The organism is Spiribacter sp. 2438, from assembly GCF_009676705.1.
Taxonomy (GTDB): domain Bacteria; phylum Pseudomonadota; class Gammaproteobacteria; order Nitrococcales; family Nitrococcaceae; genus Spiribacter.
In genome coordinates this window covers 1-11,744 of sequence record NZ_CP046046.1, presented here as the reverse complement: position 1 = coordinate 11,744, position 11,744 = coordinate 1, and the positions used below count along the sequence as shown (strand labels likewise).

The following is an 11,744-nucleotide window of genomic DNA, read 5'->3' as shown; positions in this document are numbered from 1 at the left end:
ATGTCCAGGCAAAAAAAACCCCCGCCGAAGCGGGGGTTCACACGCCTTGAGAAGCCGCTTACACGCTGTAGTAGAGGTCGAACTCCACCGGGTGCGTGGTCATGCGCAGCTGCAGCACTTCCTCGCGCTTCACCTCAAGATAGCCATCAATGGCGTCATCGGTGAACACGCCGCCGACCTTGAGGAACTCACGGTCGTTGTCCAGTGAATCCAGCGCCTCTTCGAGGGAGAACGCCACCTTATCGATCTCGGCTTCTTCCTCGGGGGGCAGGTCGTAGAGATCCTTGTCCATGGCGTCGCCCGGATGGATCTTGTTCTGGATGCCGTCGAGGCCCGCCATGAGCATGGCGGCGAAGCACAGGTACGGGTTGGCGGTGCTGTCCGGGAAGCGCACCTCGATGCGCCGCGCCTTGGGATTGGACACCCACGGAATCCGGACCGATGCCGAGCGGTTACGGGCCGAGTAGGCCAGCAGCACCGGCGCCTCGAAACCCGGAACCAGACGCTTGTAGCTGTTGGTGGATGCATTGGCAAAAGCGTTGATCGCCTTGGCATGCTTGATGATGCCACCGATGTAATACAGCGCCGTCTCCGACAGGCCGCCGTACTGGTCGCCGGCAAACAGCATCTCGCCGGTCTTGCCGATGGACTGATGGACATGCATGCCACTGCCGTTGTCGCCAACCACCGGCTTGGGCATGAAGGTCGCGGTCTTGCCGTAGGCCGCAGCCACGTTATGCACCACGTACTTCAGGGTCTGAACCTCATCGGCCTTTTTCACCAGGGTGTTGAAGCCGACGCCCAGCTCACACTGACCGGCGGTGGCCACTTCGTGGTGGTGCACCTCAGTAGTCATGCCCATGTCCGTCAGGCACTCGAGCATCGCCGAACGCATGTCGTGGAGGCTGTCCACCGGCGGCACCGGGAAGTAGCCACCCTTGACGCCCGGGCGATGGCCCATGTTGCCGTCCGGGTAAACCTTTTCGGTGTTCCACTCCGCTTCGGCGGAATCGATCTTGTAGAACGAGCCGCTCATGTCCGTGCCCCAGCGGACATCGTCGAATACGAAGAACTCGTTTTCCGGCCCGAAGTAGGCGACATCGCCAATGCCGGTGGACTGCAGGTAGGCCTCGGCGCGCTCGGCGATGGAACGCGGATCCCGGCCGTAACCCTGCATGGTGTTGGGTTCGATGATGTTGCACACCAGAATCAGGGTGGCGTCATCGAAGAAGGGGTCGAGGACAGCGGTGTCCGGATCCGGCATCAGGATCATGTCGGACTCGTTAATGCCCTTCCAGCCTTCGATGGAGGAGCCGTCGAACATCTTGCCCTCGGCGAAGAAGTCGGCGTCCACGGCGTGGGCCGGCAGGGTCACGTGCTGGGACTTGCCCTTGGGGTCGGTGAAACGCAGGTCCACGAAGCGGACCTCGTTGTCCTCGATCATCTTGAGAACGTCGTCGGCGGACTTTGCCATCGTTTGGCCTCCAGTCTTTGTCATACCAATTGTTTATGCCGTCCGAGAGTAAGCACGATCCGTGCCAGCGTCGAAAAACGCACCAAAACGGGCCGTTTTTTATCTCAAAGTGAGCAATGGCCGCCACTATGCACCGTTTGTGTGCGTTTTCAATCGCGGAGGCACTTTTTTGGTGCATCCACCAACGGGTCGCCGCCTGACAGCCAGCCGCCCGGCGGGCTATACTGCGGTGCATTTCGCGGATTCGCCGGAGAATCAATGACCTTTCAGGCCCTGATCCTCGCCCTGCAGAACTATTGGGCGCAGCGGGGCTGCGTGCTCATGCAGCCCCTCGACATGGAAGTGGGTGCCGGGACCTTTCATCCCGCCACCTTTCTCAAGGCCATCGGCCCCGAGCCCTGGCGGGCGGCCTATGTCCAACCGTCGCGCCGGCCCACCGACGGCCGTTACGGGGAAAATCCCAACCGGCTGCAGCATTACTACCAGTTCCAGGTGGTCCTCAAGCCCTCACCGGCCGATCTGCAGGAGCAGTATCTGGGGTCCCTCAAGGCGCTGGGCATTGATCCGCTGGTCCATGACATCCGGTTTGTGGAGGACAACTGGGAGTCACCCACCCTGGGGGCGTGGGGGCTGGGCTGGGAGGTCTGGCTGAACGGCATGGAAATCACCCAGTTCACCTACTTCCAGCAGGCCGGTGGGCTGGACTGCCACCCGGTCATGGGCGAGATCACCTATGGACTGGAGCGCATCGCCATGTATCTCCAGGAGGTGGAGAGCGTCTACGACCTGGTCTGGACCGAGGGGCCGGACGGTGTGGTCACCTATGGCGATGTCTATCTTCAGAACGAGCAGGAGCAGTCCCGCTACAACTTCGAAGAAGCGGATGTCGACAGTCTATTGGGCTGGTTCGACACCTGTGAAAGCGAAGCCCTGCGCCTGGCCGAACAGGGCCTGCCGCTACCGGCTTATGAAATGGCCATGAAAGCCTCGCACACCTTCAACCTGCTGGATGCGCGCCATGCGATCTCGGTGACGGAAAGACAGGGCTACATCCTTCGGGTGCGGGGGATGGCCAGAGCGTCGGCCAAGGCCTATTACGATTCCCGGGAAGCGCTGGGCTTTCCGCTGGGCCGGGCGGACAGCGGCGATCGGAGCGTTGCATGACGCAGCACACCGACACCCTGCTGTTCGAACTGGGCATGGAAGAATTGCCCCCGGGCGCCCTGTCCTCACTCACCCGATCCCTGGGGGATCAGGTGGAGCAAGGGTTGACCCGGGCGGAGATCCCTTATGGGGGAATCAGGGCCTATGGGGCGCCCCGTCGGCTCGCCGTTGAAGTCCGGGATCTGGCCCGGCATCAGCCGGATCGGCCCTTCGAGCGTCGCGGCCCCGCGCTGGCCGCGGCCTACGACGCCGACGGCGAACCCACCCGGGCCGCCCTCGGCTTTGCCCGATCCTGTGGCGTTGAAGTCGCTGAGCTGGATCGACTCGAGAACGACAGCGGGGCCTGGCTGGTTCACAGCGGGGTCGAGTCGGGAAAGCCCACCGCCGACCTGATCCCCGGCATCATTGATCAGGCACTGACCCAGCTGCCGATCCCCAAGCGCATGCGCTGGGGTGCCCAGACCACGGAATTCGTGCGGCCGGTTCACTGGGTGGTGCTGTTGTTGGGTGAAACCGTAGTCCCCGCCCGCTTTTTTGGCGTGGACAGTGGTCGCCAGAGCCGCGGTCACCGGTTTCACCACCCGGAACCGGTAGAGATCAGCCACGCTGACCACTACGCCGACGTCCTGCGGGGGGCTTACGTCCTCGTCGATCTCCAGGAGCGGCGCGATCACATCGTTGAAGGAGTTCGCGCCGAGGGTGAGCGGGTTGGCGGCCACGCCGTCATGGATCCGGCGCTGGTGGACGAGGTGAATGCCCTGGTGGAGTGGCCCGCGGTGCTTTCCGGCACCTTCGACGCCGATTTCCTGCGGGTGCCACCCGAAGCGCTGGTCTCCAGCATGGAAGGCCACCAGCGCTATTTCCCGGTGCGGGACGCCAACGGCGCGCTGCTGCCACGGTTCATTACGGTGGCCAACCTGGAAAGCCGCGAGCCCCAACGGGTCATCGCCGGCAATGAACGGGTGATACGCCCCCGACTGGCGGATGCCGCGTTCTTCTGGGACCAGGATCGTGCCCGACCCCTCGGCGAGCGGGAATCCGGCCTGCGCTCCGTGGTGTTTCAGAAATCCCTGGGCAGCCTGCAGGACAAGGCCGAGCGGGTCGCCGCACTGGCGGGAGAGTATGCGTCGCGATTCGAGACCTCCACCGACGATGCGGTGAAAGCGGCACGGCTCTGCAAGGCAGATCTGCTCACCGAAATGGTGGGCGAATTTCCGGACCTGCAAGGGGTCATGGGCCGCTACTATGCCCTCGAGGATGGCGAGTCCCCGGCGGTCGCCACGGCACTGGACGAGGTCTACCAGCCCCGTCATGCCGGCGATGCCGTGGCTGGCACGCCCTTGGGACGACTCCTCGCAGTCATGGATCGCGCCGACACCCTCATCGGCATTTTTGCCATCGGCAAGGCACCCAGCGGCGCCAAGGATCCTTTCGCCCTTCGTCGAGCCGCGGTGGGTTTGCTCAGATCCCTGATCGAGGGCGAGCATGCCATTAACGTCCATCAGCTGTTCAGTGAGGCGGCGGCGCGGCAACCGGAGGGGGTCAACGCAGCCGCCCAGGTGGAGCCTCTGGTAGAATTCTGTCTGGAGCGTCTGCGAGCCATCTATCAGGAAGCCGGATTCGGAGCGGAGCTTTTCGAAGCGGTGCGCTCCGCTCTGTCTCCCACCGATTTCGAACCACTGGACTTCGACCGTCGGCTGCGGGCATGCCAGGACTTTGCCAGGCTGCCGGCCGCCGGCAGTCTGGCGGGGGCCAACAAGCGTATCCGCAATATCCTCCGACGGGCCGAGGACTGGACCCCCGCCGAGGTGGACGTTCACCGCCTCGAGGACGAAGCGGAACGATCCCTGCACGATGCCATCGAAGCTCGAGCCGGCGAGGTGCAGCAGCGGATCGAGGGCGGGGAATACAGCGCGGCACTGGCCTTGCTGGCCGAGCTGCGGGGACCCGTAGACCGGTTCTTTGATGAGGTCATGGTCATGACCGATGACCCGGCCCTGCGAGCTAACCGGCTGGCACTGCTGCATCGATTGCAGGGGCTTTTTCTGGCCATCGCCGACGTATCGGCGCTGCCGGAAAGCGCCTGATCGGACGACGAATTCTGGAGCACAGGCGTTGAGAACCCATTCCGATGCCGCGGAGCCATTGCGTCAAGGCAGTGTAATCCGCGGGACCATTTTTTACGTGGCATTGGCGCTATCCGCGGTGATCTGGGCCTTGATCAGCCTGCCGCTTTTTCTTCTGCCATTGCGGCGCCGGTACTGGTGGATCACCCGCTGGTGCGTGATCGTGGACTGGCTGGTGCGGGTCATCGGCGGGATCCGTGTCCAGGTGGAGGGGCTGGAAAACCGCCCAGACACCCACGGCGTCGTGCTGGCCAATCACCAGAGCGCCTGGGAAACCCTGAACATGGTTTTCCATTTCTACCCCCAGAGCTGGGTTCTGAAACGGGGGTTGCTGAAGATTCCCGTGTTTGGCTGGGTACTGGCCCATCTGGAGCCCATCGCCATCGATCGACGGGATCCCCGGGCTGCGCTCCGCCAGGTTCTGGAACAGGGAAAGGAGCGCCTGGCCTCCGGCCGCTGGGTCGTGGTGTTCCCGGAGGGCACCCGGGTTCTCCCCGGTCAGCGTGAACGCTACCAGCAGGGCGGGGCGCTACTCGCCTGCCGGGCGGGCGTTCCGGTCACACCGGTGGCCCACAACGCGGGGGAGCACTGGCCCCGTAACGGCGTGCGCATGCGCCCCGGGACCATTTACGTTCGAATCGGTCCACCCATCGACACCGTCGGGCGAACGCCGGCCAGCGTCACCCAGGAAGCCCAGGACTGGATCGATGCCCACCGCCAGGATCTAATGCGCTAGACGTCCAAGTTGCTGACTTGCAACGCATTTTTCTCGATGAACTCGCGCCGCGGTTCGACTTGGTCGCCCATCAGCGTGGTAAAGATGTCATCCGCGCCGACGATATCTTCAATGCGGACCTGTAGCAGCCGGCGGGTCTCCGGGTTCATGGTGGTCTCCCAGAGCTGATCCGGGTTCATCTCACCCAGCCCCTTGTAGCGCTGCACGGACAGGCCGCGTTTGCCTTCCTCCATCAACCAGCTGACCACGGCCTGGAAAGTATCGATGGGCTGGGAACGCTCGCCCCGGCGAATCTCGGCGCCTGGCCCAAGGAGCCCGTCCAGGGCCGTCGCCACCTCGCGGATCGTCTGATATTCACGGGACAGGAAGAAAGGCGCCGGGAAGGTGTAGGGGTAGAGAATGCCGTGCATTCGCTTGGTCACCACCGCTTCCTGGAAGCCGCCATCCGGCCCGGATTGGGTGCGAACCCGGTACTCCGTACCGGTCGGCAATCCCGTGTTAATGGCGGCGGACAGCCGTTCAAACCACTGCGCCACGGCCTCGCCATCCTGCAGGGCATCCTCGGCCAGTGGCGGGAGGTTGACCATGGCCCGAAGGATATGAGGATCGGAGCGACGCCCCAGGCGATCGATCATCGCCATGGTGTCAAGGTACTGGCGGATCAGCGTCTCCAGCGCCTCCGGCCCGATCACCGGGGTGTCCTCGGAGGGCAGCAAAGAAGCGCCGGACAGCGACATCTGAAGCAGATAGTTGGTCAATTCGGCTTCGTCCTTGACGTAATGCTCCTGCTTGCCCCGCTTGACCTTGTAAAGCGGCGGCTGGGCGATATAGACGTGCCCCCGCTCCACCAGCACCGACATCTGCCGATAGAAGAACGTCAGCAGGAGGGTGCGGATGTGAGAGCCATCCACATCCGCATCGGTCATCAGGATAATTCGATGGTAGCGCAGCTTTTCCGGGTCGAATTCTTCCCGGCCGATGCCACAGCCCAGGGCCGTGATGAGCGTGCCCACCTCGACGGAGGACAGCATCTTGTCAAAACGGGCCTTCTCGACGTTCAGGATCTTGCCTTTCAGGGGCAGGATGGCCTGGGTCCGTCGATCCCGGCCCTGCTTGGCAGAGCCGCCGGCGGAGTCACCCTCCACCAGGTACAGCTCGGAGAGGCTGGGGTCCTTTTCCTGGCAGTCGGCCAGCTTGCCCGGCAGACCCGCCACATCCAGGGCACCCTTGCGACGGGTCATCTCCCGGGCCTTGCGGGCGGCCTCCCGAGCGCGGGACGCATCCACGACTTTCTCAACAATGGCGCGGGCATCATTGGGGTTTTCGTAAAGAAAAGCGTTCAGGGCCTCGGACAGCGTGGATTCCACCACTCCTTTCACTTCCGAGGACACCAGTTTTTCTTTGGTCTGGGATGAGAATTTCGGATCCGGAACCTTTACGGATACCACCGCCGTCAGACCCTCACGGATGTCATCGCCGCTGGGGGAAACCTTGAGTTTCTTGCTGTACCCCTCGCTGTCCATGTAGTTATTCAACGTTCGAGTCAGTGCGCCCCGGAACCCCGACATGTGACTGCCACCATCCTTCTGGGGGATGTTGTTGGTAAAGCAGAAGATGGCTTCCTGGTAGGAGTCGCTCCACTGCATGGCCACTTCCACCACAATGTCATCTCGCTGGGTACTGAGATAAAAAACCGCCGGATGCAGTGGGGTCTTGTTCTTGTTGAGGTGCTCAACGAAGGCGCGTATGCCCCCGGCGTATTCAAAAACGTCTTCCTTCTCGCTGCGTTCGTCCTTGAGCGCGATCCGCACCCCCGGGTTGAGGAAGGAGAGCTCCCGAAACCGTTTCGCGAGGATGTCGTAGTTGAAGTCGATATTGGTGAAGACTTCGGGGCTGGGATGGAAAGTGATGATCGTTCCGCTGTCGGTGGTCTCCCCGGCCACTTTGAGGGGCGTCAGCGGCTCCCCGGCGGCGTATTCCTGCATGTAGACCTTGCCGGCCTTGTTGACCACCAGACGAAGCCGATCCGACAGCGCATTCACCACCGAAACCCCCACGCCGTGGAGGCCGCCCGAGACCTTGTAAGAGTTGTTGTCGAACTTTCCCCCGGCGTGGAGGACCGTCATGATGACCTCGGCGGCGGATCGTCCTTCCTCGGGATGAATATCCACCGGCACTCCGCGGCCGTTGTCACCCACGGTGACCGACCCGTCCCGGTGCAGCGTCACTTCAATTTCCGAGCAATAACCGGCCAGCGCCTCGTCAACGGCGTTATCGGCCACTTCAAAAACCATGTGGTGCAGGCCGGTGCCATCGTCCGTGTCGCCGATGTACATCCCGGGGCGCTTGCGGACCGCATCGAGCCCGCGAAGCACCTTGATTTGCGAGGAATCGTACTCGGTGTTCTGAGTGGAATCCGTTTGATCGGTCATTTGCAGCCCTTATCGCCTAAGCCCCTAATTATAGCCGATTTCCACCCGTGGCGCTGCCCCACCGGTTCTACCCTCAGTCTCGCCGGACACACCCATGTTCCACGTGGAACCAACGGGCTGATCCCACCCCAGGCAACTGCTCGGACTCAATGGTCGTCAGAAACACCTGGGCCCCGGAGGCCAGCAACGAGTTCAACAGGAACTGACGATGCTCGGCATCAAGCTCGGCTGGCAAGTCATCTACCAGCACCAGGGGACGGTAAGTCCCGCGGGCTGCCCATTGCTCCACCAGCGCAATGCGCAAAGCTGCCACCAACAGCTTCTGCTGACCGCGGCTCAGCCTGGCCTCCGCTTCGGTTCCATTTGCCGTGAGCCGCAGATCCGCACGCTGAGGGCCGTACAACGCAAAACCCTGAGCCAACTCCTGCTCACGACCCTGCGCAAGCACTTCAGCCAAAGGGTGGTCGGCTTTCCAGCCCCGCCGGAATTGCCACCCCGGCTGACTCGCCGGTAACCATTCGAGGGCGATAGCCATGGCACGGGGCATAAGCGTCTCGAGAAACGCCTGGCGACGTCGATCCACGGCTTCGGCGGCCGCCACCATGTCCGGCTCCCAGGCCGCAACCAATCGCCGGTCCCCGGCCCGAAGGGCGGCGTTCCGTTGCCGCAATGCTTTTTGATAACGCCGCCAGTCATCCCGATAGGTGTGTTCCACGTGGAACACACCCCAATTGAGAAAAGCCCGGCGCCCAGCCGGGCCATCGGTCAGCAGTCGTTGCCCCTCGGTGTTGATGACCTGAATGGGCAACAGGCCCGCGGATTCCGATAACGCCTGCACGTCGCGTCCATCCAGGCGCGCCCGAGTCTGGCCCTGTTGGTATTGCACCCCCAACCGGTGCTCAGTCCTCGCAGCACGAATCTGCCCATGAACAAGGACCCGCTCAGCGCCCTTGGCCACCATTCGCGCCGTGCGGTGGGTGATGAAGCTACGGGCGCGGGCCAGGAAATGAATGCTTTCCAGAAAACTGGTCTTCCCGGCGGCGTTGGCCCCCTGTATGACGTTGGCACGCGGATCCAGATCGAGGGTGTCGTCCTGGAGATGCCGAAATCCCTGCAACGACAGGCGGTGAAGCCCGTCCTCCTCGTGGCAGGGGTTCATGGCTACAGCCGCATCGGCATCACGACATAGCGGGCGTCGCGACTCTTTTCACCCAACACCAGCGCGCTACTGCTGCCATCCCGGACATAAATGTGGACCGTCGCGTCATCGATAGCGGCCAGGGCATCCATCATGTAACTGGCATTGAAGCCAATTTCGACAGACTCACCATCAAAGGCCGCCGGGACTTCCTCAACGGCCTCTTCCTGTTCCGGGTTGTTGGACTGAATCTGAAGCTGATCGGCGTCAAATCCGAAACGAACCCCCCGGTATTTTTCATTGGAAAGGATGGACGCCCGGACCAGCGCCTTCCGCAGGGTTTCCCGATCAATCACCGCGCAGGGGCCGTCCTCGGCAGGAATAACCCGCTGGTAATCCGGGAAACGGCCGTCGATCAGCTTGGAGGTGAAGCGGATATCCGGGAGAGACAGCTGGACATGGCCCGCGCCGAGCACCAGCTCCACCTCGCTCTCGCTGTTGTCGAGCAGCCGGAGCATTTCCTGGACACCCTTACGGGGGACAATCACTTGGGTCGGGGCTTCAATATCCAGGGTGGGAACAAGTTCGCTCATGGCCAGGCGGTGACCGTCGGTGGCCACTGCTCGCAACCGCTGAGGGTCCAGTTCCAGCAGGAGGCCATTGAGATAATAGCGGACGTCCTGCAGCGCCATGGCGAAATGACTCTTTTCGATAAGCCAGCGCAATTGTGCCTGGGGCAGCGAGACCCGATGGCTGGCTTCAACCGCGTCAACGGTCGGGAAATCATCCGGCGGGAGGGTGGTCAGTGTAAAACGGCTCCGGCCGGCCTTGACGGAAACTCGCTCGGCTTCCCGCGCGATGGCGACCCGACTGTCTTCGGGAAGATTTCGGATAATGTCCATCAATTTCCGCGCCGGTACGGTGACGCTGCCCGTTTCCTCGGAATCCAGTTCAACCTCTGCCCGGAGCTCGACTTCCAGATCGGTAGCGGTCAGGGACAGCTTGCCGTCTTCCAGGCTTAACAGAACATTGGAGAGCACGGGCAGGGTCTGGCGGCGCTCAACCACGCCAATCACTGACTGGAGTGGACGGAGGAGCTCATCCCGATCGATTTGGAACTGCATGGCGATATCCGATCTTTCTTCTGTTAGGAGTACATATTAAGACTTGTGATAGTAGTAAGGCAGCCCTTCAACGCGGGACAAGTCATTTAACTAACTGATTCAATGAGGTTTTCCATCGCTTGCAACCTGTGATTAGAGCGCCCTTTTTCTGGGTATCAACCGGGGACAACCTGTGGATGGAATCGGGGACAGATTTTGTGCACGGGTTATCCACATCATGATGACAGGGTTCTGGACAGGTTGTGATAATCCTCGTCCAGCCGGCCGTCCGCCTCCCGTAATTCCCGAACTTTGCGACAGGCGTGCATGACGGTGGTGTGGTCTCGACCACCAAAAGCTTCACCGATCTCCGGCAGGCTGTGGCTGGTGAGCTCTTTGGCAAGCGCCATGGCCAATTGCCGGGGACGGGCAATGGAACGGCTGCGGCGCTTGGAGAGCAGATCGGACAGACGGATTTTGTAGTACTCCGCCACGGTCTTCTGAATGTTTTCCACCGTCACCAGCTTGTCCTGCAGTGCCAGCAGGTCACGCAGCGCCCCCTTGGCAAAATCCACGGTGATGGCCGAACCGGTGAAATGGGCGTTGGCCACCACCCGCTTGAGGGCCCCTTCCAGCTCGCGGATATTGGAGCGGATCCGCTTGGCGATGAAAAATGCCACTTCCGGCGGCAGCGGCGTGCCCGCCTGCTCGGCCTTGCTCATCAGGATGGCGACCCGGGTTTCCAGCTCCGGCGGTTCAATGGCAATGGTCAGCCCCCAGCCGAAACGGGATTTCAGCCGCTCTTCCAGGCCGTTGACCTCCTTCGGATAACGGTCACAACTCATCACCACCTGCTGGTGGCCCTCCAGCAACGCGTTGAAGGTGTGGAAGAATTCTTCCTGGGAGCGTTCCTTGCGGGCGAAAAACTGGATGTCATCGATCAGCAGCGCGTCTACGCCCCGGTAATGACGCTTGAACTCGTTGATGGCGTTGTGTTGCAACGCCCGAATCATGTCCGCGACGAACCGCTCTGAGTGCAGATAGAGCACCCGGGCGTCCGGCCGGCGGGCCAGCAGGTCATTGCCGATGGCGTGCATCAAGTGGGTCTTGCCCAGGCCGACGCCTCCATAGATGAACAGCGGGTTGTAAGCGGTCCCCGGGTTTTCGACCACCTGGAGGCTGGCCGCCCTTGCCAGTTGATTGGACTTGCCTTCCACAAAGGTTTCGAAGGTGAAGTCGCGGTTGAGGTTGCTGCGGTTTGGCGTGGCGGCGGGTGTGCCGCTGACCACGGTCGCCGTGGGCGTATCCGGTGCCACCGGCGCGGGGCCGCTACCGCCCACTTCCAGGGCCAGTGTTGGCGGGCCGTCGGGATGCTGGGTTGCCAGCAGTTCCTGAATGCGGTCGTAAAAATGTTCGCGGACCCAGTCGCAAACAAAGCGGTTGGGGGCATAGAGCCGCAGCTGATGATCCGATTCTTCAGCCTGCAGGGGCCGAATCCAGGTGTTGAGCTGCTGGTCCGGCATTTCCCGTTCCAGGCGTTGCAAACAGCCTTTCCAGAATCGATCGACCAA

Annotated in this window: 8 protein-coding genes; 3 read left to right on the top strand and 5 right to left on the bottom strand. The window is 62.1% G+C overall.

Features of this window, described 5'->3' with window-relative positions; translation table 11 throughout:
• Positions 1–58: 58 nt before the first annotated feature.
• On the bottom strand, positions 59–1,474 hold the full coding sequence (glnA, locus tag GJ672_RS00040) for a glutamate--ammonia ligase (protein ID WP_154295288.1): 1,416 nt from the start codon (positions 1,472–1,474) through the stop codon (positions 59–61).
• 258 nt (positions 1,475–1,732) lie between these two features.
• Between glnA and glyQ the strand changes: the two genes are divergently transcribed.
• From glyQ to GJ672_RS00025, 3 genes are read left to right on the top strand one after another with little or no spacing between them, the layout of a single operon-like run.
• A complete protein-coding gene (gene glyQ / locus GJ672_RS00035) occupies positions 1,733–2,638 on the top strand; it encodes a glycine--tRNA ligase subunit alpha (protein WP_154295287.1) in 906 nt (301 codons plus the stop codon).
• The gene (glyS, locus tag GJ672_RS00030; protein ID WP_154295286.1) at positions 2,635–4,725 is read left to right on the top strand and encodes a glycine--tRNA ligase subunit beta; all 2,091 of its coding nucleotides are present in this window, start codon (positions 2,635–2,637) and stop codon (positions 4,723–4,725) included. Before glyQ ends, glyS begins: the two co-directional genes overlap by 4 nt.
• A 28-nt stretch (positions 4,726–4,753) precedes the next feature.
• On the top strand, positions 4,754–5,500 hold the full coding sequence (locus tag GJ672_RS00025) for a 1-acyl-sn-glycerol-3-phosphate acyltransferase (protein WP_154295285.1): 747 nt from the start codon (positions 4,754–4,756) through the stop codon (positions 5,498–5,500).
• Here the strand turns inward: GJ672_RS00025 and gyrB are convergent.
• From gyrB to dnaA, 4 genes are all read right to left on the bottom strand, one after another.
• A complete protein-coding gene (gyrB, locus tag GJ672_RS00020) occupies positions 5,497–7,932 on the bottom strand; it encodes a DNA topoisomerase (ATP-hydrolyzing) subunit B (RefSeq protein ID WP_154295284.1) in 2,436 nt (811 codons plus the stop codon). The two genes, GJ672_RS00025 and gyrB, sit on opposite strands and share 4 nt — an antisense overlap.
• Positions 7,933–8,005: 73 nt before the next feature.
• A complete protein-coding gene (gene recF / locus GJ672_RS00015) occupies positions 8,006–9,091 on the bottom strand; it encodes a DNA replication/repair protein RecF (protein ID WP_154295283.1) in 1,086 nt (361 codons plus the stop codon).
• Positions 9,092–9,093: 2 nt separating this feature from the next.
• On the bottom strand, positions 9,094–10,194 hold the full coding sequence (gene dnaN, locus GJ672_RS00010) for a DNA polymerase III subunit beta (protein WP_154295282.1): 1,101 nt from the start codon (positions 10,192–10,194) through the stop codon (positions 9,094–9,096).
• 215 nt (positions 10,195–10,409) lie between these two features.
• The gene (gene dnaA, locus GJ672_RS00005) at positions 10,410–11,696 is read right to left on the bottom strand and encodes a chromosomal replication initiator protein DnaA (RefSeq protein WP_229381981.1); all 1,287 of its coding nucleotides are present in this window, start codon (positions 11,694–11,696) and stop codon (positions 10,410–10,412) included.
• Between the last annotated feature and the right edge of the window lie 48 nt (positions 11,697–11,744).